Annotated in this window: 25 protein-coding genes and 2 other annotated features; of the genes, 21 read left to right on the plus strand and 4 right to left on the minus strand. The window is 37.3% G+C overall.

Annotated features, from left to right (window positions below; all coding sequences use genetic code 11):
- Positions 1-208: 208 nt before the first annotated feature.
- The 14 genes from ytaF (at position 209) to C1726_RS17440 (ending at position 12,792) form a co-directional block, all read left to right on the plus strand.
- A complete protein-coding gene (ytaF, locus tag C1726_RS17370) occupies positions 209-841 on the plus strand; it encodes a sporulation membrane protein YtaF (protein WP_102275844.1) in 633 nt (210 codons plus the stop codon).
- Positions 842-862: 21 nt separating this feature from the next.
- Complete coding sequence (coaE, locus tag C1726_RS17375) at positions 863-1,462, plus strand: dephospho-CoA kinase (RefSeq protein ID WP_102274303.1); 600 nt, start codon at positions 863-865, stop codon at positions 1,460-1,462.
- Between the two features lie 210 nt (positions 1,463-1,672).
- Positions 1,673-2,707 carry a glyceraldehyde-3-phosphate dehydrogenase gene (locus tag C1726_RS17385; protein WP_102274305.1) on the plus strand — a complete coding sequence of 345 codons (1,035 nt, stop codon included), beginning with the start codon at positions 1,673-1,675 and terminating at the stop codon, positions 2,705-2,707.
- Between the two features lie 321 nt (positions 2,708-3,028).
- Positions 3,029-3,403, plus strand: coding sequence for an adenosylmethionine decarboxylase (gene speD / locus C1726_RS17390; protein ID WP_053477268.1), 375 nt, complete (start codon positions 3,029-3,031; stop codon positions 3,401-3,403).
- A 391-nt stretch (positions 3,404-3,794) separates the two neighbouring features.
- On the plus strand, positions 3,795-4,253 hold the full coding sequence (gene nrdR / locus C1726_RS17395; protein WP_102274306.1) for a transcriptional regulator NrdR: 459 nt from the start codon (positions 3,795-3,797) through the stop codon (positions 4,251-4,253).
- Between the two features lie 79 nt (positions 4,254-4,332).
- On the plus strand, positions 4,333-5,754 hold the full coding sequence (locus C1726_RS17400) for a replication initiation and membrane attachment family protein (protein ID WP_102274307.1): 1,422 nt from the start codon (positions 4,333-4,335) through the stop codon (positions 5,752-5,754).
- On the plus strand, positions 5,754-6,683 hold the full coding sequence (gene dnaI / locus C1726_RS17405; protein WP_102274308.1) for a primosomal protein DnaI: 930 nt from the start codon (positions 5,754-5,756) through the stop codon (positions 6,681-6,683). Before C1726_RS17400 ends, dnaI begins: the two co-directional genes overlap by 1 nt.
- Positions 6,684-6,974: 291 nt before the next feature.
- Positions 6,975-7,850 (plus strand): putative sporulation protein YtxC, encoded by an 876-nt coding sequence (ytxC, locus tag C1726_RS17410; protein ID WP_102274309.1) that lies wholly within the window; start codon positions 6,975-6,977, stop codon positions 7,848-7,850.
- Between the two features lie 60 nt (positions 7,851-7,910).
- Positions 7,911-8,216, plus strand: a binding site (T-box leader).
- A gap of 46 nt (positions 8,217-8,262) precedes the next feature.
- Positions 8,263-10,194 (plus strand): threonine--tRNA ligase, encoded by a 1,932-nt coding sequence (gene thrS, locus C1726_RS17415; RefSeq protein ID WP_102274310.1) that lies wholly within the window; start codon positions 8,263-8,265, stop codon positions 10,192-10,194.
- A gap of 195 nt (positions 10,195-10,389) precedes the next feature.
- Positions 10,390-10,523 (plus strand) — a sequence feature (ribosomal protein L20 leader region).
- A gap of 177 nt (positions 10,524-10,700) precedes the next feature.
- On the plus strand, positions 10,701-11,207 hold the full coding sequence (gene infC, locus C1726_RS17420) for a translation initiation factor IF-3 (RefSeq protein WP_102274311.1): 507 nt from the start codon (positions 10,701-10,703) through the stop codon (positions 11,205-11,207).
- A gap of 15 nt (positions 11,208-11,222) precedes the next feature.
- Positions 11,223-11,423 carry a 50S ribosomal protein L35 gene (rpmI, locus tag C1726_RS17425; protein ID WP_009333215.1) on the plus strand — a complete coding sequence of 67 codons (201 nt, stop codon included), beginning with the start codon at positions 11,223-11,225 and terminating at the stop codon, positions 11,421-11,423.
- 25 nt (positions 11,424-11,448) lie between these two features.
- Positions 11,449-11,808 carry a 50S ribosomal protein L20 gene (rplT, locus tag C1726_RS17430; RefSeq protein ID WP_102274312.1) on the plus strand — a complete coding sequence of 120 codons (360 nt, stop codon included), beginning with the start codon at positions 11,449-11,451 and terminating at the stop codon, positions 11,806-11,808.
- A gap of 77 nt (positions 11,809-11,885) precedes the next feature.
- Complete coding sequence (locus tag C1726_RS17435) at positions 11,886-12,158, plus strand: DUF1294 domain-containing protein (RefSeq protein ID WP_102274313.1); 273 nt, start codon at positions 11,886-11,888, stop codon at positions 12,156-12,158.
- Between the two features lie 64 nt (positions 12,159-12,222).
- Positions 12,223-12,792 (plus strand): TVP38/TMEM64 family protein, encoded by a 570-nt coding sequence (locus tag C1726_RS17440; protein ID WP_102274314.1) that lies wholly within the window; start codon positions 12,223-12,225, stop codon positions 12,790-12,792.
- Positions 12,793-12,883: 91 nt separating this feature from the next.
- On the opposite strand, the gene C1726_RS17445 is transcribed toward C1726_RS17440, so the two are convergent.
- Positions 12,884-13,300: a sigma-w pathway protein ysdB gene (locus tag C1726_RS17445; protein ID WP_102274315.1), complete on the minus strand. Its 417-nt coding sequence runs from the start codon at positions 13,298-13,300 to the stop codon at positions 12,884-12,886.
- 139 nt (positions 13,301-13,439) lie between these two features.
- On the opposite strand from C1726_RS17445, the gene C1726_RS17450 reads away from it, so the two are divergent.
- The 6 genes from C1726_RS17450 to C1726_RS17475 all read left to right on the plus strand — a co-directional run bounded on the left by C1726_RS17450 (position 13,440) and on the right by C1726_RS17475 (position 18,820).
- Entirely contained in the window at positions 13,440-13,931 is a 492-nt protein-coding gene (locus C1726_RS17450; RefSeq protein WP_102274316.1) for a dUTP diphosphatase, read from the plus strand.
- Positions 13,932-14,059: 128 nt separating this feature from the next.
- Positions 14,060-14,437, plus strand: a complete 378-nt coding sequence (locus tag C1726_RS17455; protein WP_102274317.1) for a GntR family transcriptional regulator — start codon at positions 14,060-14,062, stop codon at positions 14,435-14,437.
- Positions 14,437-15,318, plus strand: a complete 882-nt coding sequence (locus tag C1726_RS17460; protein WP_102274318.1) for an ABC transporter ATP-binding protein — start codon at positions 14,437-14,439, stop codon at positions 15,316-15,318. Before C1726_RS17455 ends, C1726_RS17460 begins: the two co-directional genes overlap by 1 nt.
- Positions 15,299-15,907, plus strand: coding sequence for an ABC-2 transporter permease (locus C1726_RS17465; protein WP_102274319.1), 609 nt, complete (start codon positions 15,299-15,301; stop codon positions 15,905-15,907). The genes C1726_RS17460 and C1726_RS17465 overlap by 20 nt, the downstream gene beginning before the upstream one ends.
- A 122-nt stretch (positions 15,908-16,029) precedes the next feature.
- Positions 16,030-16,944 (plus strand): nuclease-related domain-containing protein, encoded by a 915-nt coding sequence (locus C1726_RS17470; protein ID WP_102274320.1) that lies wholly within the window; start codon positions 16,030-16,032, stop codon positions 16,942-16,944.
- A 1,036-nt stretch (positions 16,945-17,980) separates the two neighbouring features.
- The gene (locus C1726_RS17475; protein ID WP_180968236.1) at positions 17,981-18,820 is read left to right on the plus strand and encodes a CsxC family protein; all 840 of its coding nucleotides are present in this window, start codon (positions 17,981-17,983) and stop codon (positions 18,818-18,820) included.
- A gap of 52 nt (positions 18,821-18,872) precedes the next feature.
- Here the strand turns inward: C1726_RS17475 and C1726_RS17480 are convergent, their stop codons facing one another.
- The 3 genes from C1726_RS17480 to C1726_RS17490 all read right to left on the minus strand — a co-directional run bounded on the left by C1726_RS17480 (position 18,873) and on the right by C1726_RS17490 (position 21,747).
- Positions 18,873-20,243, minus strand: coding sequence for a hypothetical protein (locus C1726_RS17480; protein WP_102274321.1), 1,371 nt, complete (start codon positions 20,241-20,243; stop codon positions 18,873-18,875).
- A 52-nt stretch (positions 20,244-20,295) separates the two neighbouring features.
- Positions 20,296-21,039: a CsxC family protein gene (locus tag C1726_RS17485; protein WP_102274322.1), complete on the minus strand. Its 744-nt coding sequence runs from the start codon at positions 21,037-21,039 to the stop codon at positions 20,296-20,298.
- A 138-nt stretch (positions 21,040-21,177) separates the two neighbouring features.
- Positions 21,178-21,747 carry a CotY/CotZ family spore coat protein gene (locus tag C1726_RS17490; protein ID WP_102274323.1) on the minus strand — a complete coding sequence of 190 codons (570 nt, stop codon included), beginning with the start codon at positions 21,745-21,747 and terminating at the stop codon, positions 21,178-21,180.
- A gap of 198 nt (positions 21,748-21,945) precedes the next feature.
- On the opposite strand from C1726_RS17490, the gene C1726_RS17495 reads away from it, so the two are divergent.
- Positions 21,946-23,031, plus strand: coding sequence for a M42 family metallopeptidase (locus tag C1726_RS17495; RefSeq protein WP_102274324.1), 1,086 nt, complete (start codon positions 21,946-21,948; stop codon positions 23,029-23,031).
- Positions 23,032-23,074 lie beyond the last annotated feature (43 nt).

Consider the following 23,074-nt stretch of genomic DNA (forward strand, 5'->3'; position numbering starts at 1 on the left):
GCGCCTATCGCCTATCAAACTTCAGGTCCCCTCCCTACGATAAGTCGACATCAATTCGCTATCGCTCATTGTGTCTCCTATATCTCAGTCGAGGACCTTCCAGTTTGTACGGCGATGAACAAGGCGCCTCCGCTTTTCGTGTTAACACTGGATAGGCTTCTTCCATATACTATCTTAGCGATTGTCAGGGAGGAGTCCTATTCATATGATGCAAGGGGTCACACTTTTGTTATTAGCGTTTGCTGTAAGTCTTGATAGCTTTAGTGTTGGATTAACTTATGGCATAAGAAAAATGAATATTCCATTTAAATCAATCGGCATAATCGCCTGTTGTTCTGCTATTGCATTAATGATTGCAATGATGATTGGCCGTGTTTCAGCTCAATTTTTGTCTCCTGCATTTGCGGAAAGTTTAGGAGGAATCATACTTATCAGTCTTGGTGCATGGGTTTTGTATCAATTCTTCCGGACTGAAAAAGCAAAGGATGTTCTTCCTCATGAAAAAACGATTGTCAATTTTGAAATAAAATCACTAGGGCTAGTGATTAATATTTTACAAAAACCGATGTCTGCAGATTTTGATAAATCAGGGACAATTACTGGAATTGAAGCATTGATGCTCGGGGTTGCTTTATCACTTGATGCTTTTGGTGCGGGAATTGGTGCAGCTATGCTTGGCTATTCTCCTTATTATTTAGCATTAACTGTGGCGATTATGAGTTCTTTATTTGTTTTTATGGGGATGAAGGTCGGCACGCTTTTTTCTAAAAGCAGTTGGGTACAAAAATGTTCATTCATTCCCGGCATTCTTTTAATTCTGCTGGGAATTTGGAAAATTTAAAGGTTTAGGGTGAATTAGGGAATGTCAATTGTTGTCGGCTTAACAGGTGGAATTGCAAGCGGGAAAAGTACCGTTTCTTCCATCTTAATCGAAAAAGGAATCACAGTCATTGATGCAGATATTGAAGCTCGTATAGCCGTGGAGAAGGGTGAGGAAGCTTATTATGAAATTGTCCGCCATTTTGGAGACGCGGTCTTGTTTGCAGATGGATCAATAGATCGGGGAAAATTAGGTGCAATAATATTTCATGATAAAGAAAAGCGTCTCTTACTCAATAATATTGTACATCCAGCTGTTCGTAAAAGAATGATCATGAAAAAAGAAAAGGCCATTGCTAATGGCGAAAAATTAATTATTATGGATATCCCGCTGCTCTTCGAAAGTAAACTTACATCCTTAGTGGATAAAACACTGTTAGTGTATGTAGATGAAGCAGTTCAATTAGAACGCCTAATGGATCGAAATCAGCTATCAATAGAGGACGCTGTTGCGAGAATCCATTCACAAATGCCTTTAAAAGAAAAGATTCAATTGGCAGATGCGGTGATTAATAATAATGGAACAATGGGAGAAACAAAGAAACAGCTATTAGATATTCTAAATGAATGGCATGCCATGTGAATAGCGTAATTAGTTTACTTGTAAGCAGAAATAAAGCAAACCTTATAAAAGAGCCAAAGGGCTCTTTTTTTATATTATTCTTTATGAATTACCAGAATAATAAAACATTTAAATTCCGCATTTTAATGATCACAAATGTCCACCAATATGTTATACTAATTACAACAACGAACATTAAAAGTATAACATTAATGTGGAAGGGGCCGTAATATGAAGGCGAATATTGCAATTAATGGTTTTGGAAGAATTGGACGAATGGTGTTTAGAAAGGCCATTCTTGACGACAAACTTAATGTGGTTGCCATCAATGCAAGCTATCCTGCAGAGACTTTGGCACACTTAATAAAATATGATACAAACCACGGGAAATTTGAAGGGGAAGTTATTGCTGAAGAGGGAGCTATTATTGTAAACGGAAAAAGAGTTCAATTATTAAGCAACCGTAATCCAGAAGAACTTCCTTGGCAGCAGTTAAATATTGATATCGTCATTGAAGCAACAGGAAAATTTAATTCGCGAGATAAAGCTGCGCTTCATTTAGAAGCTGGTGCAAAGAAAGTTATCTTAACAGCACCGGGAAAGAATGAAGATGTGACAATTGTTATGGGGGTAAATGAAAGCGCATTAAACATTAATGAGCATGATATTATCTCTAATGCTTCTTGTACGACAAACTGCTTGGCACCTGTTGCGAAGGTTCTTGATGAACAATTTGGAATCGAAAATGGACTAATGACAACGGTTCATGCGTATACAAATGATCAGAAAAATATTGATAATCCGCATAAGGATTTACGCCGTGCACGTGCATGCGGCCAGTCAATCATTCCAACATCAACAGGCGCGGCTAAGGCATTGTCATTAGTACTTCCGCATCTTAAAGGAAAGCTGCATGGAATGGCTTTACGAGTACCAACACCAAATGTTTCACTAGTTGATTTAGTTGTAGACCTTAAATCGGATGTTACGATTGATCAGATCAATGAGGCATTTGAAGCCGCTTCTAAAGGTTCTTTAAATGGTGTATTAGATATTACTGATGAGCCATTAGTATCCATTGATTTTAATACAAATGAACATTCAGCTATTATCGACGGATTATCAACAATGGTAATTGGTTCGAATAAAGTAAAAGTTCTAGCATGGTATGATAACGAGTGGGGATATTCTTGCCGTGTTGTTGACTTAACAAAGTATGTAGCTCAGGAATTATTCAATTCTTCAATTGTAAAAGTAGGAAACTAAATACTGTAAAATAATTAAGGCTTGCCGTTCAACGGCAGGTCTATTTTTAATTGGCATTATTTTCTATATTCGTATAGTCCCAGTCTTTTAGGAAAAGGGATAAAGGAGGACAAGAAGAAGACCCCTTAACAATTTTTTTAAAAGCATATATTGCAAAAAGAAATCAAACAAAGTATACTAGTCCTCGTGAACTTCTTAAATTTTGGTTATAATGGCTACTTAAAGGGTTAGGACCTCTCTGGACTAACTTTCCCCCGTGGTAGTTGTGAACCATTGGAAACTTAGAAATTCATTATTATTGTTAAAGGGGGAAATTTGAATATGGAAACAATGGGTCGTCATGTTATCTCAGAATTATGGGGATGCGATTTTGAAAAGTTAAATGATATGGATTTTATTGAAAGAACGTTTGTAGGTGCAGCATTAAAGTCTGGTGCTGAAATTCGCGAGGTTGCCTTTCATAAATTTGCACCACAAGGTGTTAGCGGAGTGGTGATCATTTCCGAATCACATTTAACGATTCATAGCTTCCCAGAACATGGATATGCAAGCATTGATGTATATACATGCGGTGATCTTGATCCTAGCATTGCTGCGAATTTCATTGCGGAGGCTTTAGGAGCCGAGACATGTGAGAATATTGAGATTCCTCGCGGTATGGGTCCAGTTCAAGTTAAGCAATCTAACATTTTATAATGATTATTGAGATGTGAAACTCAAGAGGTGTATTTTATGCACCTCTTTTTATTTTGTCTAGCTGCGGCGGCTACCCCCTCGAGGTCACAAGCCAATCCGCCAAGAAGGTTAAAGAACAACCTTCCTGTCGGCTCGTCTTGTGCTTGTCGGGGGTGACCAAGCCGCCTTCGCTTTTCATCAGTCTAGCTGCGGCTCCTAGCCCCTCGAGGTCATAAGATGAGCTGGCTAGAAGGTTAAAGGACAACCTTCCATCCAGCTCATCTTATGCTTGTCGGGGCTGAACAGTCGCCTTCGCTTTTCATTTTGTCTAGATTATACTGTTGGGGTTTTTCATAAAAAATAGTACAATAAGAGTATCATATATGAACGATTAGGATTCGGAGCTGATAGTATGAAATGTCCTTCATGTCAAAGTAACAATACCCGTGTTCTTGATTCCCGTCCAGTCGATGATTACCGATCGATCCGGCGCAGAAGGGAATGCGAGGCATGCGGATACCGTTTTACAACCTTTGAAAAGGTGGAGGAAATTCCGCTTATTGTTGTCAAAAAAGAGGGAACAAGAGAAGAGTTTAGCCGTGATAAGATTTTACGAGGATTAATTAAAGCTTGTGAAAAAAGACCAGTTGCTCTAAAGGAATTAGAGGAAATTACTTCTGGAGTTGAGAAGGAATTACGCAGCAATGGGGTTTCAGAAATTAAGAGTGAAGCTGTAGGCGAAATGGTTATGGACAGGCTAGCCAAGATTGATGACGTAGCATATGTAAGATTTGCCTCTGTTTATAGGCAATTTAAAGATATTAATGTATTTATTGAAGAGTTGAAGGAATTGATAAAGAAAGAACAGTAATTGCACCTGAGCTAAAAGACTCTTTTTAGCTCTTTTTTTACTTTGATGCTGAATGAATAATGTGAAAGGTTGATGGATGATGGCTCAGCATTGGCAAGAAATGCTCCCTGTAGATAGATATGCGGTTGCAGCTAACGGTTTGTTGCATGAATTTGACCGGAAAGTGCTAACCTTTTTGTATCAGCCTTTAATTGGGTCAACCTGCTTTAGTTTGTATATGACACTGTGGGCGGAGCTTGCAGAAAATCGATTATGGTCCAGTTCTAATACCCATCATAGTTTAATGAACTTTATGGATATGAATCTGGAGAGGATCTATCAGGCACGTGTAAAGCTAGAAGGAATCGGTCTTCTAAAAGTATATGAACGAAAAGATGAGGAATCCCGTTCATTTATATATGAGCTTATTCCCCCATTAACGCCTGAGGAATTCTTTTTAGATGGTATGCTCAATATTTATTTGTATAGAAAAGTGGGCAAAAATCAATATTCCAGATTGAAGCGATTTTTTTCTGAGGAAAATATCCATTCGAAGCAAGAGTATCAAGACGTAACTAAATCTTTTCAGGATGTGTACATGTCAGGACATCAGGAATCAATCTCCCTTACTGCAGATGCAGAACAATCGATGCTTCTGCCTGATGGACTGCAATTTATTGGCAGAAATGAACCGGAGGGCATTCAAGTTAGCCAAGCACTGTTTAATTTTGATCTGCTGGCGGCTGGCTTAAATGAGTCTCTCGTTCCGAAGAAGGCTTTAACGAATAGAGTAAGAAGTGCGATAAGTAATCTTGCCTTTTTGTATGGGATCGATCCAATTCAAATGAAAAATATAGTCATTAGTGCCCTGACAGAAAATAATGAAATTAACATTGAAGAGCTAAGAAAATCTGCAAGAGACTGGTATCAGCTTACAAATTATGATCAGCTGCCATCACTTGTTGATCGAATTCAGCCTGTTCTGCACCAAACACAAAAAAATGAGCCGAAGACGAAGGAAGAGGAGTTGCTTCGTTATCTAGAGATGACTTCACCAAGGCAATTATTAAAAGATATATCGGGCGGTGCAGAGCCTTCAAAAGCGGACCTGCAAATTATTGAAGACGTGATGTTCCAGCAAAAGCTCCTGCCTGGAGTCGTTAATGTTCTGATACAATATGTTATGCTAAAGTCAGATATGAAATTAACCAAAGCGTACGTAGAGAAAATTGCGAGTCATTGGGCTAGAAAGAAAATTATCACCGCAAAAGAAGCCATGCTTTTAGCAAAAAATGAACATAAACAATATACTGAGTGGGCGGAAGGAAAGAAATCGCCAAAGACAACTAAATCTTCTGGAAAAAAGAAGACGATCCGTACCGAAATGCTGCCTGATTGGTTTGATGATCAAGAGAAGCAAAAGCCAGCTGGCAAGAAGAAAGATGACGAAGAACTGAAATTGAAAAAAAGGGAACTGGAAGAAACTTTGAAGAAATTGCGTTCAGGGGAGGGAACTAAGTGATGGAGAAAATTAATGATACATTAAAACGTCTTGCTGGACAGGCAGACTTTCAAAAAAGATATGAAATGCAACGCAGAGAAACTTTAAATAACCCTGATGTGCAAGCGTTCTTGAAAAGCCATAAGGATGAAATAACAGCTGATATGGTAAATAAAGGCTTAATAAAACTTTTTGATTACGCACAGCAGAGCAAGGAATGCAACCAATGTCCGAGCCTTGAGGGATGTAATAATGTAATGAAAGGATATCACCCTCATCTTGTCATTCAAAGGGGAAGCATTGACCTTCATTATGATAAATGTCCACGTAAAGTGATGGAAGATGAAAAACGCAAAAATGAAAAGCTGATTCAAAGTTTGTATGTCCCTAGCGATATTCTCCATGCGTCCTTTGATTCTATTTACGAGGATGATGACCGGATTGATGCTGTCCAGAAAGCGGCATCCTTTCTGATGAGCTACAAACCTGACTCAAAACAAAAAGGGATTTACTTTTATGGAATGTTTGGTGTAGGTAAATCGTTTTTATTGGGTGCCATTGCCAATGAACTAGCGAAAAAGAATGTATCTTCGATGATCGTTTATGTTCCTGAATTTTTACGGGAAATGAAAAGCTCGATTGCTGATTCTACATTAAATGACAAAATTGCTGCCATTAAAAAGGTTCCAGTCTTGATGTTTGATGATATTGGAGCAGAGACTATGTCGAGCTGGACAAGAGATGAGGTGCTCGGACCGATTCTTCAGTTTAGAATGCTTGAAAGCTTGCCGACATTCTTTACATCCAACTTTGATTTTCATGAGCTGGAGCATCATTTATCATACAGTCAGCGTGGCGAAGAAGAAAAAATGAAAGCAAGACGGATTATGGAGCGTATTAAATACTTAGCTGAACCGGTATTAGTAGAAGGACCTAATCGGAGGGTATAATCAAATTCTTATTTTACAGAATAAGAAAGTATAACATTTTCTAATTTGAGAACTGTCTAGCGCAAGCGTCCTATCGCCTATCAAACTTCAGGTCCCCTCCCTGCGGTAAGTCGACATCAATTCGCTCGTCTCATTGTGTCTCCTTTATCTCAGTCGGGGTCCTTCCAGTTTGTACAGCGATGATCAAGGCGCTTCCGCATTTGTTTTTAAGACTTTCTTATGGATACTTCTATTTTGTCCAAGTCCCCCATATACATTTAAAACAGAGATTTTAAAAAAGGGGGGATTTGGTTGATCGAAATCATTTTCCGAAAGAAGGAAGATGCAAAGGATTTTTACCAATATCTGCAGCAGTTTTACCTAGCATCTTCTGCATTATCTAATCATATTCTTCATTTTGAAGATCAACATATAGTTAAGATAAATATTGGGTCAAACGGCACCCAGTATATAGAAATTATAAAGGAAGCGTTTTACCAATTTATTATAAAAAGCAAACAGGATCATTGGTTCCGCAGAATTTTGGCAGAGCATTACTATTATGAAGACGAGGAAGAACAGCTGCAAATACTTGAGATCATCCACTCCATCCTTGAAGGAAGCAGGGCGGAACTTGCTGTATTTGTTAGTGAGCTTGATGTTGAAAAGAATTTGAAGGAAGCAATCAGCCAAATTTTTCAAGAAAATATCGCCTTTTCCTTTGATTCTTTTGTGAAATTCAGGATGCGTCCGTTAATGGATCAACTGGCAAAGTATGTGGAAATATCGATTGATGAATATAAGATGGAGCAGGAATACCAGATGTTCATTCAAACATTAAGGGACTTTCTGTCTGTCAGGGAAGCAAAGCTCACCCAAATTCATTTACTTATTGATGATGGGATTCACTTTTTTAATGATCAATTTTATGAAATTAAGCGATCAGACCTTACAAGAATGATTGACCGCAAGCTTTTATTTAACCATCCAGTATATGTTGATTCTGTTACAATCGCTCCTTTGCTCTCAATCGCGCCGACGACTATTTATCTTTACGCAGACGATATGGAACAGCCGCTTGTCAGAACCATTCATAATATTTTTGAAGAAAGGCTAATTTTTGTTCCGATTGCAAAGTTTTTTGAAAGTAAAAGGCAGTTCTCTTTTATTGCAGATGAAAAAATATAATGTCAGCCCTTGCATTTCCGATAATAACAAACTATAATACAGTACATATTAAGATAATCAGTAATTGTAATGATGAGGACAAGGGCATTCAAAAAACGGTTTATAGAGAGGGAAGGCATGGCTGAAACCTTCCTAACACGATTGAAATGCTTACCGCCTTTGAACTTCAACTTTGAATTTTTGATTGAATATAATGCGGATCGTTTCAGCTAGACCTGTTTTTTGACGAAGGGATTCGCCGCTTATCATTTGTCAAAATAGTATAGGTTGACGGAACAAGCCGTTATCTTGCTACAAGTCATTTATCGTATTTTTCGTTAAATGAGAAGTAGGGTGGAACCACGTGTATACAAACTCGTCCCTTTTTTAGGGAGGAGTTTTTTTATTTATTATGGAAAATGGAGGAATAAAAATGTCAGAAGTTGTAAAAGTATCGTTCCCAGATGGTGCAGTGAAAGAGTTCCCTAAAGGGACGACAACTGAAGAAATTGCTGCATCGATCAGTCCAGGACTGAAGAAAAAATCGCTTGCAGGCAAATTCGACGGGCAAATGTATGATCTTCGCCGTCCCATTCTAGAAGATGGGTCAATTGAAATTATTACTCAAGATAGTGAAGAAGCTTTAGAAATTCTTCGCCATAGTTCTGCCCATTTAATGGCACAGGCGATTAAGCGTTTATATAAAAATGTTAAGCTTGGCGTCGGTCCTGTCATTGAAGGCGGGTTTTACTATGATATCGATCTTGAAGAATCGATCACACCAGAAGATCTGCCGTTAATTGAAAAAGAAATGAAGAAAATTATTAATGAAAATATTGAGATTGTCCGTAAAGAAGTAAGCCGTGAAGATGCTGTTCAGCTTTTTAAGGAAATCGGTGATGAATACAAGCTTGAGCTAATTGAAGCAATTCCAGCAGATGAAACGGTTACACTTTATGAGCAAGGAGAGTTTATTGATCTTTGCCGTGGCGTTCATGTTCCTTCAACAGGGAAGCTAAAGGAATTTAAACTATTGAGTATTGCTGGTGCATACTGGCGCGGAAACAGCGACAATAAAATGCTTCAGCGTATTTATGGAACAGCTTTCTTCAAGAAGGAAGATTTAGCTGAACATTTGCGCTTGCTTGAAGAAGCAAAAGAGCGTGACCACCGTAAAATCGGGAAAGAATTAAGCTTATTCACAAACTCCCAATTGGTCGGCCAAGGGCTTCCGTTATGGCTGCCAAAAGGTGCTACAATCCGACGCATTATAGAAAGATATATTGTTGATAAAGAGGAACGTCTTGGCTATAACCATGTATATACACCAGTTTTAGGAAGTGTGGAATTATACAAAACTTCTGGTCACTGGGGGCATTATCAGGACGGGATGTTTCCTATCATGGATATGGATAATGAACAGCTTGTTCTTCGCCCAATGAACTGTCCGCATCATATGATGGTATACAAAAATAGCATCCACAGCTATCGTGAGCTTCCAATTCGAATCGCAGAGCTTGGCACAATGCACCGTTATGAAATGTCAGGCGCATTATCAGGACTTCAGCGTGTGCGCGGAATGACTTTAAATGATGCCCACATCTTCGTTCGTCCTGACCAAATTAAGGATGAGTTCAAGCGTGTCGTTCATTTAATTCTTGATGTGTATAAAGATTTTGATTTAACTAAGTATTCTTTCCGTCTCTCTTACCGTGATCCTGCGGATACAGAAAAGTATTATGATGATGATGAGATGTGGGAAAAGGCACAATCCATGTTAAAAGAAGCAATGGATGAATTAGGGCTTGATTATTATGAAGCAGAAGGAGAAGCGGCATTCTATGGTCCGAAGTTAGATGTTCAAGTGAAAACTGCTATTGGAAAAGAGGAAACTCTTTCAACAGTTCAGCTTGACTTCTTACAGCCAGAACGTTTCGATTTAACATATGTTGGCGAAGATGGCAAACAGCATCGTCCGGTTGTTATCCACCGTGGTGTCGTTTCAACGATGGAACGCTTTGTTGCCTTCTTAATTGAAGAATACAAAGGGGCATTCCCAACATGGCTTGCTCCTGTACAAGTGCAGGTTATTCCAGTTTCTCCAGACGTTCATTTCGATTATGCAAAACAAGTTCAGGAGCAATTGCAGGCAGAAGGCTTCCGTGTCGAGCTTGATAACCGCAATGAGAAAATTGGCTACAAAATCCGCGAAGCACAAATGCAGAAAATCCCTTATATGCTTGTAGTTGGCGACAATGAAGTGGCAGAAAAAGCTGTCAATGTCCGCAAATACGGGGAACAGAATTCAGAAACAGTTTCATTTGAGAACTTTGTTTCAGGTCTTAAAGCGGAAGTAAAACATTAATTTTAAGAGAGGCTAAAGCCTCTCTTTTGTTTGTGAAAAAAGGCTATTCCACAATTTAGTACATTTCTAAATCATAAAAACTACTTGCATGATTTCCTTTCTGTTGTTATAATTCAATTCGTTGTTATAAAAATGATACGTTTGACATGACATACTGCTTTGTGATATAGTATCTAAGGTAATTGAATACAGTTTGAGGAAAAGAAGAAGCACCCGCTTCTCACCTGATTGACGCTTATGTCAGCTGTTAGCAGGTTTTACGTGAACATTTTAAGTTTAAATTTGTCCGTAAAGTGTGGGTGTTTTCATCCACACTTTTTTTATTTGCTTAAAACAATCTGCTCTACCTGAGCCGGAATGAAATGTATTACTTGCGACTTTAGTTTTGGTCTAGTGCAGCTGGCAGCTTCTTATAAAAGTAAAGCGCCCCGCGCTTTTCGTGTCATTCTTGACCCAAACATTGTGTTCGCATTAAACCTTGGAGGTGTCTAACTATTAGCAAAGATATGTTGTTAAACGAGGGCATTCGCGCCCGCGAAATTCGTCTCATTGATCAGAATGGCGAGCAATTAGGTATTAAAACAAAAAACGAAGCACTTGAAATTGCTGCTCGTGTAAATCTGGATCTTGTTCTAGTTGCACCGAATGCAAAGCCTCCTGTAGGCCGTATCATGGACTATGGAAAGTTCAAATTCGAGCAGCAGAAGAAAGAGAAAGAAGCTCGTAAAAATCAAAAGATCATTAGTATTAAAGAAGTTCGTCTGAGTCCAACAATTGAGGAACATGATTTTAATACAAAGCTTCGCAATGCGATTAAATTCCTTGAAAAAGGCGATAAAGTAAAAGCATCCATCCGTTTCAAAGGACGTGCGATTACTCATAAGGAAATTGGCCAGCGCGTTTTAATCCGATTTGCACAAGCGTGTAATGAAGTTGGGGTTGTGGAATCACATCCAAAAATGGACGGCCGAAGCATGTTTATGGTCTTAGCACCTAAAAACAATGACAAGTAAGAGGAGGAATTCCAAATGCCAAAAATGAAAACTCACCGCGGCGCTGCTAAGCGTTTCAAAAGAACAGGATCTGGTAAACTTAAGCGTTCACACGCTTACAGAAGCCATATGTTTGCTAACAAATCTCAAAAACAAAAGCGTAAGCTTCGCAAAGGAACACTTGTTTCTTCAGGCGATTACAAACGCATCCGTAACTTACTAGTAAATCTTAAGTAAAGCTCGAAATTAGGAGGGAAATCATATGCCACGTGTAAAAGGCGGTACAGTTACTCGCAAACGTCGTAAAAAAGTTCTTAAATTAGCTAAAGGTTATTTCGGTTCCAAACATACATTATATAAAGTTGCTAACCAACAAGTAATGAAATCTTTAATGTATTCATATCGCGATCGTCGTCAGAAAAAGCGCGACTTCCGCAAATTATGGGTTACTCGTATCAACGCAGCAGCTCGTATGAACGGTCTTTCTTACAGCCGTTTAATGCATGGTTTAAAGCTTGCTGGCATCGAAGTAAACCGCAAAATGCTTGCTGAATTAGCAATCGCTGACGAAAAAGCTTTTGCTGAATTAGCATCAGTTGCTAAGCAAAACCTTAATAAATAATTTAGTTTGATATAGAAAAGCCATTCTCGAAAGAGGATGGCTTTTTGTCTATAAAGACGTCCTAAAGGAGAGAAGAAATGCTCTATATATTGATGATCTATTTTATTATTATTAATCTTGCTGGCTTTTACATAATGAAGGCAGATAAGACAAAGGCAAGAAAGAACGAGTATCGCATAAGTGAAAAAACATTATGGCTTGTTGCACTGTTCCTTGGGGCAACGGGAATGACTTTTGGAATGAAAGCATTTAGACATAAAACAAAGCATCTCCAATTTAAATTAGGATTGCCTGTTCTCGCTTTGATCGAAATCGCTCTTTGCCTGTACCTCCTTATTCTTTTGTCATAACCGGCTTGCCCCTTCAATAAGCTGTAAAAGACTAGTAGAATACAGCTTAAAGAGGTGAGTGAAGGTGGATGATCAACTAACAATGCTGTTTGTGATGGTTGAAACAGCTGGTATATTAGCTCCAATTGCCTTTATTTTATTTCATATTCTCCGGCAGTTTTTATTTATTCCTGTTCCGCTTGTTTGCTTAACGGGTGGAATATTGTTCGGGAGCTTCTTTGGCAGTGTATTTTCAATGATCGGATTAATGCTCAGCAGTATTTTCTTTTACGTTCTTATTAACAAAATGCCGAAAACGCATAAAAAGCTAACCAAATTAAAAAAGCGCTGGTTTGGAGAATACCGGAATTTAACGGTAGGCCAAGTTGCAGTACTGCGGTTAATTCCGTTTATTCATTATCATCTATTAAATTTTTGCCTCATTGAGAGAAATAAAAGTTTTCAAGATTACTTGAAGCATTCGTGGATTACAAACTTGCCATTGGCGGTTTTTTACACTGTATTTGGCGAGTTTATAAGCAGATTTACTCCTTCAATGATCCTGTTAATCCTGTTCTCGCTGGCCATTCTTGTATTTATCTTAAGAGAAAAAGTAACGATCATAAAGTGGCGGGAATTTTTTAAAACGGTATAAGAAATGCGGAAGCTATAAACGTTCGGAAAATTCAACTGCCCCCCAATTGTTAGACAATAACATTGGGGGGCAGTTGAAAACCGAACGTTTTTTAGATAAGGTCGCCAAATGGAGTAGAGGAAGAATGGCTCTTTTCCATAAATTCCTTTATAGGACTTTTCCAATCTACTCTTGCATTTGGGTATTGCTCGATAATTTTTCTTTCAATGAAATGAAAATCCTCCCGGACCATTCCTTTAAGGGCTGATGTACTGTGAGGCCAAACGAAGATGGATATGACCTCAAAAGCATTATCAGTCGTGCCTAAATACTTTTCTCCTTCAAATAATACACCTTTATAAGTAATTAGAAAGTTTTTCCTGACATTGTTTTGGTCATCCAAAAAATAATAGCGTTTCTGCTCATGGGCAAGTTCCAGCTTGCGCTTTGGATTTAGTAAATATCTTACTGTTGTATATATTAGAAAGATAATAAGAGCAAATAAAAGAAAGCGTAACAGCCACATCATAACAAGCCCTCCAATGCATTTTCCTTTAAATACGGATAGACAATAAAAAAGTTTCATCTTTTTTTTTATTTGTTATAATTTTTATATCCTCATAAAGTAATATGTAAACGGATAGGTTGAAAAATCAGGATGGTGACTCATGAATTATCAAAAGTTATTTGCTATGCAAAAGGGGCTTGATCAGCATATTGAAAGCCAGCATCAGTTGGAGAACGAAGATTTGTTTGATCGTAAAACACTTGCTTTGTTAGTAGAGTTAGGTGAATTGGCAAATGAAACAAGATGCTTCAAGTTTTGGAGCCTCAAACAGCCTTCAGAAAGAAAAGTAATCTTGGAGGAGTATGTGGATGGAATCCATTTTATATTGTCCCTCGGGCTCGAATGTGGATTCGAGACGGAGAAAGATTACAAGGCAAATATACATAAAGCGGAATCAGTAAATGATCAATTTTTATTGATTTACGAACTGATCAGTAAATTTAGAGCTGGCAAGTCTTTGCAGGAGTATAAAATTTTATTCCAAGCCTATTTGCATTTAGGTGAACTATTAGGGTTTCATTCGGAAGAGACTGAACAGGCCTATTTGGATAAAAATGAAGTGAATTATCAGAGACAGCAGGAAGGATATTGAGAAAGTTTGGCTACCACAGGTATTGTGGTAGCTTTTATTTTTTTTGTGGAAATATATTGTAAACAGCTTAAATTTTGTGTATATTGTATATAAAGTATATATACAATATTGCTAGAAGAGGGTTTTGCATGCAAATCATCATTTCTAATCATTCAAAAGAACCTATTTATGAACAGATTTATGCCCAAATCAAGAAGCATATTTTGACCAATGAATTACAAGCTGGACAGTCTTTACCTTCCATGCGCCAGTTAGCTAAGGATTTAGATGTGAGTGTTATAACAACAAAACGAGCATATGAAGAGCTTGAAAAAAACGGTTTTATCTTTTCTGTGGTTGGAAAAGGTTCGTTTGTGTCTGAACAAAATAATGAGTTGATCCGGGAGCGAAAAATGAAAGTAATAGAAGAGCAGTTAATGGCTGCGGTTCAAAATAGTAAAGAAATAGGGATAGATTTAACAGAATTAAAGGAACTGCTCACGATGTTATATAAGGAGGAAGTGTGATGGAGAATGTAATTGAACTAAAGCATGTAAATAAGGCTTTTAACGGATTCCAAATGAAAGATTTATCGATTTCAGTTAAGAAAGGCTTTGTTACAGGGTTTATTGGTGGGAATGGAGTAGGGAAGTCTACAGCCATTAAGATGATTATGAATTTATTACAGCCGGATAGCGGAACGATTTCAATATTTGGATTGGATTATAAAAAGCACGAAAAAGAAATAAAACAACGAATTGGCTTTGTGTTTGATGATAATGTCTTTTATGAAAATATTACATTGGCCGAAATGAAACGAATGATAAAACCAGCTTATAAACACTGGGACGATGCAGTGTTTAAACAGTATGTAGACATGTTTGAATTGCCATTAACAAAAAATATAAAAGACTTTTCAAAAGGCATGATGATGAAGACATCTTTAACAATGGCATTATCACACCATGCTGAATTGATTATTATGGATGAGCCAACATCTGGTTTAGACCCAATATTTCGGAGAGAACTGTTAGATATTCTTCATGACCTCATGCAGAATGGGGAAAGAACCATCTTCTTTTCAACGCATATTACGACAGATTTAGACAGAATCGCAGATTACATCACATTTATCCATAACGGACAGCATATTTTTACAAAAGAGTATTATAAAATCGAAGAAGAATATGCAATTGTGAAAGGTGAAACGAATCTATTAGATCGTGATACAGAGAAAGAATTTATCGCGATTCGAAAATCCAATCATGGATTTGAGGCATTAACGACGAACAAAAAAAGAACAGAAGCTATTTTTGGGGAGGCGGTCATTATGGAGAAACCGACACTTGAAGATATCATGCTGTATACAAAGAAAGGAAGAGAAAACTATGTTAAATCTAATTTTTAAGGATATTCTATTACAGAAAAAAACCTTAATGATTCTGTTGCCAATATTATTCTTCTATTTATTTACAGGTTCTTCTCCTAGCTATGTAGCTATTATATTTTGCATTGCTATTATTATGAATGCTTTTGCAATTGATGAAAAATCCTCAATCAATCTCTTATTAAATTCTTTGCCGTATACGCGAAAGGAAATTGTCAGTTCCAAATACATTGGCGCTATCGTTTTTATTATTCTAGTTCTTTTGACTATTTTTTTTGGAAATTGGATTATTCATAGAGAAATAATCCAGTGGAAACAAATGTTTTTAATAATTAGTATTGTTGCGATATTTGTTTCTCTGTCCTTTCCATTTTCTTACTTATTGAAGAGCCAGTATTTAATGATAGCAATGGGCGTTTCGTTTGTTATTTATATGATTATTGCTAATAAATTTATACCTGATATAAATGATAGAATAAGAGAAGCAGTTCAAACATTCTTATCCTTTAGTACTTCTCAGCAGTATTTATTGCTGTTCTTATCGGTAGTGATTTTCTACAGTTTTTCATGGATGCTTTCGATCCGTATATATAGTAGAAAGGTATTTTAGAGGAGTTTAGGAACGGCTCCTCTTTTTATTTTGAAATGCTTGTTTTTTTCATGAATAGTCTTAAAATTAAAGGGAGGCTCTTACTTCCTCGTTGTTATATTTTAAAATGGAGGGTGTTGAAGGTGTTAGTAAAAACTCGCTGTGAACCAGCAGAATTAAAGCTTCTTAGATATTTAAATAGAAGAAAGATTTTATCAGAGAAAGAAATGAATTACTATTTGAATATGGAAAAAGGTTTTTTGGGTGAGAAGAAGTTTGATGAATGGATACAGACGAACTTGTCAAAGGGTTGGCTAGTATTACATGATTTGTTGCTGGAATACAATCATACCGTATTTCAAATTGATACTTTGATCATATCCCCAGAGTTGATTTACCTTTTTGAAGTGAAAAATTATGAAGGTGATTTTTATATTGATGGGGAAAGATGGTATGCCATATCAAATGCTGAAATTAAGAATCCTATACACCAGTTGAGTCGAAACGAACCTTTATTCAGGCGTTTGCTGCAAGATCTAGGATACAAAACTTTAACTGAAGCGAAGATTATTTTTATTAACCCTGCCTTTTACTTATATCAAGTTCCTCTTAAGACTCCAATTATTTTTTCCTCTCAGCTAAATCGATTCGCAAACAAATTAAATATGAAGACTTTTGAAATTAAAGACAGACAGCTAAAACTAGCTGAAAAATTAGTCGCTCTCCATTTAAAAGAATCACCATATATCAGACTGCCTGATTATAGTTATAACCAGTTGGTCAAGGGAATTCCTTGTGCAGCCTGCCATTCCTTTATGGCTGCTCTGACTTTAGAAACATTAATTTGTGAATCTTGTGGCTGTAAAGAAGCTGCCTATTTAGCTGTTATGCGCAGTGTAGAAGAATATAAATTTCTTTTTCCAAATTGTAAAGTTACAACTAATTCTATCCAAGAATGGTGTGAAATCATTCAATCTAAGAAGACGATACAAAGGGTACTTTCAAAGAACTTCAAAAAAATAGGGTATGGGAAGTATACCTATTATGTGGAGAAGTAAAGCAAATTTGACAGCTTGCTATAAGAACATGATCATAAAGCTCAAACCAAGGTGCTTATGAAAAATTGGTAGCCATGAAGCGTTCATGTCGCCCGAAATTAGGAACCCTAGAATAAATAGGGAGCCATGAAACGTTCATGCCGCCCGAAAAAAGGATCCCAGAATAAATAGGTAGCCATGAAGCGTTCATGCCGCCCGAAAATAGAATCCCCAGAATAAATAGGGAGTCATGAAGCGATCATGCCGCCCGAAAAAAGGATCCCCAGAATAAATAGGGAGCCATGAAACGTTCATGCCGCCCGAAAAAAGGATCCCAGAATAAATAGGGAGCCATGAAGCGTTCATGCCGCCCGAAAATAGAATCCCGAGAATAAATAGGGAGTCATGAAGCGATCATGCCACCCGAAAATAGGATCCCCAGAATAAATAGGGAGCCATGAAACGTTCATGCCGCCCGAAAAAAGGATCCCAGAATAAATAGGGAGCCATGAAACGTTCATGCCGCCCGAAAATAGGATCCCCAGAATAAATTGGTAGCCATGAAGCGATCATGCCGCCCGAAAATAGGAACCCCAGAATAAATAGGGAGCCATGAAGCGATCATGCCGCCCGAAAATAGGATCCCCAGAATAAATAGGGAGCCATGAAGCGTTCATGCCGCCCGAAATTAGAATCCCCAGAATAAATTGGGAGTCATGAAGCGATCATGCCGCCCGAAATTAGAATCCCCAGTATAAATCGGTAGCCATATATCATTCTTAACTCCCAAAGATCCATTAAATGAACAATCCCAAGATTCATTAAACAAATTTAATAATCATTTGAGCTATTAATAAGCACATTATTTCTAATAAGAGGTTTTAATTTTTATTTTTCAGAAACTTTGAGTATAATCATTAGCCCGATTTGGTCTTTATGAAAAATTTTTTTAAAAAATATAAGGTAGGAGGTTACTTGTCCACTCCAATTTTATTTATTGACATAAGTTATAGAGAATCAAAAAAGCAATATCAATATCCAATAAGGAGTGGAATGAATGAGAAGAACTAATAATGGATGTTGTGGGCAAGGTGTGGTACAGAATAGTAAGCATGAAGTTTGCCCACCACTGCCTGCATGTCAAGAGGCTAAATCAAAGACCTTATTTTGTGAAGCTGATCAGTTTGCAGTGGCAGACACAATAGAAGAAACAGTTGTTCTTGCAGATGTATTAATTCAAACATTATCCGAAGCAGATGTACACCTTCCTGTTCCCGCAAGAGATATTAAACAAATCCGAAAAAATGTAAAATTAACGCAATGTAAAGCCCTTCCAGTTGTTGGTAACCCACTTTTAGTTAAGCTATTTGTGGAAGGCTATGTACACAAAAATATTCAATTTGTCGATAGCTGCAGCGGATTTGTAAGAGACTTTAATGTAAATGTTCCATTTAAGTGCTTTCAACAAGTAGAGTTGGCTAACCCTGTTGCTTTTCCTTTCGGTGAATTTAGCGTAAAAAGCAATATTCTTGAAAGAAGACAGCTTGCTAAGGATGGAATGGGTGCTGATCGCTGCAATTTTGGTTCCTTAACATTTGAAGTGAATAATGAACCAATTAATTGCAAATTGCTTGCATCAGCTGTGAATCAATGGGATATCCTGCACAATTTCGATCAATGGGGACGCTTCAATAAAATCACAGAAAAAATGGAAGTTATTCTAATTTTAAAATTGACTCAAAGACAACAAATTGTAGCCGATGGAGCAGGGGCTCCTGGAGCTGCTGGAGATCTTTGTGAACCGGAAGTAACTGATTTAAAGACATTGGATACAATTCAAACGGAAGCAACACCACTAAATGTTTGGGAAAAGTTTAAAAACATTACAGGTCAATAATGATCAATGAATGAAGGGGTGCTGTAATTGAATGCACCCCTTTCACTAATTTTTACAGGAAAGGTTCAAGTGAATGAACGTCTATATATTGTTTCTGCAAGAGATCAATTGATAATTGGATGCTGCCTTTAATATGGAGAAAGGATGTTTTTTTCTCTGAGCTAATCTCCTTATGCCAAGTAATGCTCGTGCTGCGCAGCTCAAACTCTATGTCATCAGCAAAAACTTGTTCACATGTTTGGTGGACGCTGATTTCATTTTCAAGTGGAGATGAAAACAAAAATTCCCTTTGGTTGCTTATAGGCAAAATAGGCGGAGAGATCCAATGAATGTTTGCGAATTTTTTCCATGAAATAGGAATCTTAAGGTTACAAATATCGCGAGAAGGATCATCCTTTACATATTCAATATTAGCTATTAATGTTCCGTTCAATACTAAAGTATCTGAAGGGAAAAGGATATGACAATCGAAAGATGGACTGGACCATTCAATTTTTGTTACATTGACTGTTGGCTTTAGTAAATCGAAGGATTCCCAAATTTCAGTATTTATGTCTACTTTAGCAAGCAAAATTGGGAACTTTACTATTTTTTTTTGTGCGTTCATGGTTGGAGTGTTCTTGTACTGTGTAAAATGGCTAGGTATATTTGTGTCATCACTAATGATGGAAGATTCCTCTAATGAAAGATAAGGTTTATCCTGTTCAGAGAAACGTTCTTCTTCTAAGATAGGAAATTGCTCCTTTGCTGCATGAACATCCCTTAGCATGGAGGAAATTCTTTCAAGAATTGTCGGAAGATCTTTTTGCTCTGTTGGAGGTTCTAACAGCTGATCTAGATTGGAAAATGATTCATCCAGGATGAAAAATTCATCATCTGGACTAGCTTCTTCTAGTATTGATGTATGAAAAGGGGAATCTTCTTTAATAGTAGAAGAGTCATTATTTTGTATGGAAAAAGATTCATCCTGTTTTTCAAAAATCAATTCGTTTAAAGGTTCCTCATCGCTGATATCTGAAGATTCCTGGAACAAAGCCTCATCGATTATACGGTCAATATCCTTCTCTTGTATTGCATCTTCTTTACTTCTTGCAGCCTCTTTGTATATCAAATGTGATTCTCTGTTCATAGGCGAAGTTGGAGTCAGCAGCGAAGATTTTTTCTCCTTTCTTTGAACAGAAGTATTATTTAATTCCTCTCTGCTTTCCTCCTCATTATTTAATAGATCCTCTTGTTTGAATTCAAAATCGGCATTTGCTTGCTCCATTTGATTTTTAGTCATAATCGGAGGAGGATATATTAAGGGATTTGAGGTAATTTGCTGATTATTTTTACTGTAGATTGAACCATATGAATGAACATTAGATTTACGATGAGTACTGATATTGTTTATTTTTTTCATCACTTCTGGAAGGTGATGCATATATGAGCATCCTCTCCAATGCCCTCCTCACTTTTCTCTGCTGTATATGTCTTTAATAATCACAATTATGCTCATCTTTATGTGCTTTCATATGATAAACTTGTACTTGTTGCTTTTGCAGGACTTTAATAATGATATCTATAACCATTTTTTCTTCTATTTTTGTGAAAGTACCTTCCCCGAGGTGATATGGCAAAGGGCACCGATCGATCGCTTGATCCCATTCAATAATATGGCTAGAGATTAGTTCACAGTATGGCAGCTCATTATAAAATTGAGTACTTTCTTGATGAAACTGGGAAAGATCATTCGTTTGCAGTTCTTTGTTTTTTAGACATCCATTAGGCAGATGCCTAGATACGAGAAAGTCAACTTCATTCCGCATGTTCACCTCTGGCATGTCGGGCTTTGATAAAAAGTCTTTTATTTCTGTTACACATTGAAAAGGAACATCAACAGTGAGTGAAAGTAGATCGGATGCAATGTTCTTTTTCCTGTAATCTATGTTATTTTTGCATGGGCTTGCATATTGTATATTTTTACGGACAAATCCTTTTAAAAATAATTTGTTTGTTGGCAATAGAAGTCTGCATTCAGTTAATTTTACATTTTTTTTAATATCTTTAATTTCTAATACGGGTGCTGGAAACTTTATTAAGGCATCTACATGTATTTGTACGTCAACCTCAGCTAATACGACCGGTATTTTTGTAAGTATTAAAGGTTGATCATGACAGTCGCAATCAGGATTATTATAGGTTAAATGATAGTCATTCATATTATTTTCTTCAGACATTTGGGCTCCTCCTCAATCTATACTAATTCATCCTATGCAGGATATTAGTTTATGTTTCGATTAAGAACCTGGGTTTTTAGGGATCAATAAAAGAACGAAGGCCCAATACAAATATTGGGCCTGGCCTAATCAACAAATCTATAAATATACTGCTGGCAAGCATGTGATCGAACAGAAGCATGAGAGGTCAACATTAATATATATTCCTGTTTTAACTAAATCATCTACCTTTTTGCCGTCAATTTGGCTACATGGCGATTTTGGTTCAGTATCATCACATTTTTGATCAGATTTAATGATTAATAATTCAAGCGTTGCACACTTGTCATCAAGATCTTTAATTTTAAAAATGAACGAAGAAATGCATGCAAACTTTTTCTGTTTTGAATAGGGTGTATACGTTGTGGCTCCAGTGGCTTTAAAAGGTTTGCAGTTGCCGCAGTAAAGTATAAAAGGGATCGTGTTTTTCTTTCGTTTTTTTTCTTCCTCATATACATCATATGAATGTTTACCATGATGGTCATCTCCAGCTTTTCTCTGTGCTATGAGTATCGCATGTAATATTTCTTCCACACAGGTTTCTTTGTCCTTATGATGATCTTTATATGCCTTTTTGTTATACTCTTCGTGGTCAACTTCATCATGATCCCAAAGATATTCATAACTGTCTCTTTCATATGAACTTTTGCACTTTTTACACATATCCATACCTTTCACCCCTTAATAACATGTTCATAAGTAGCATACGGCTAAACATGCCAAAATGATTGAGTTCTTGTCCATAATGAGTAGATAATTTAGATAGTTATTATGAATGACAAGTACACAATATTGATTGAATCTTTGCACAGTAAGTCTTCGGTTTTGTATAATGATAAAGAATACATATTAAGGGAGGCGAAACAAATGACGAAATTAGATGCAACGTTAACAATGCTAAAGGATTTAACAGATGCAAAAGGGATTCCAGGCAATGAGCGCGAGCCGCGCGAGGTCATGAAGAAATACATAAGCCAATATGCAGATGAGGTAACAACGGATGGACTTGGCAGCTTAATTGCGAAAAAGACAGGAAAAGAAGATGGTCCAAAGATTATGGTAGCAGGTCACTTGGATGAAGTGGGCTTCATGATCACGAACATTGACGACAAAGGATTTCTTCGCTTCCAGACAGTAGGCGGCTGGTGGTCTCAAGTCATGCTCGCACAGCGTGTAACTATTGTAACGAGCAAGGGAGAGATAACAGGAGTAATCGGTTCAAAGCCACCGCATATTCTGTCTCCAGAAGCACGCAAAAAGCCGGTAGATATTAAAGATATGTTTATAGATATCGGTGCATCTAGCCGTGAAGAAGCAGCTGGATGGGGAGTAAAGCCAGGAGATATGGTTGTCCCTTATTTCGAGTTTACTGTGATGAATAACGAGAAAATGCTTTTAGCAAAAGCTTGGGACAACCGCATCGGCTGTGCGATTGCTATTGATGTGTTAAAAGAGCTGAAAGATGTAGATCATCCAAATGTTGTTTATGGAGTGGGAACCGTTCAGGAAGAAGTAGGTCTCCGCGGTGCACGTACATCTGCACAAAAAATTGAGCCGGACATTGCTTTCGGCGTTGATGTAGGGATTGCAGGGGATACGCCAGGAGTTACTGAAAAAGAAGCCCTCAGCAAAATGGGGAAAGGGCCGCAAATTATCCTTTATGATGCATCCATGGTTTCTCATAAAGGATTGCGTGACCTTGTAACAGATACAGCTGACGAATTGAATATTCCTTACCAATTTGATTCCGTTCCTGGAGGTGGCACAGATTCTGGTGCGATCCATTTAACACATAACGGAGTACCAGCCCTTTCCATTACTATTGCAACTCGATATATCCATTCACATGCAGCTATGCTTCACCGTGATGATTATGAGAATGCTGTTAAGCTTATTGCTGAAGTAATCAAACGCCTTGATAGAGAAACGGTTAACAAGATTACATTTGAATAAAAAATATTAATACCCCGGGGATTCCGGGGTATTTTTTTAAAAA

It is taken from the genome of Cytobacillus massiliigabonensis (assembly GCF_900199725.1).
Lineage (GTDB): Bacteria > Bacillota > Bacilli > Bacillales > Cytobacillaceae > Cytobacillus > Cytobacillus massiliigabonensis.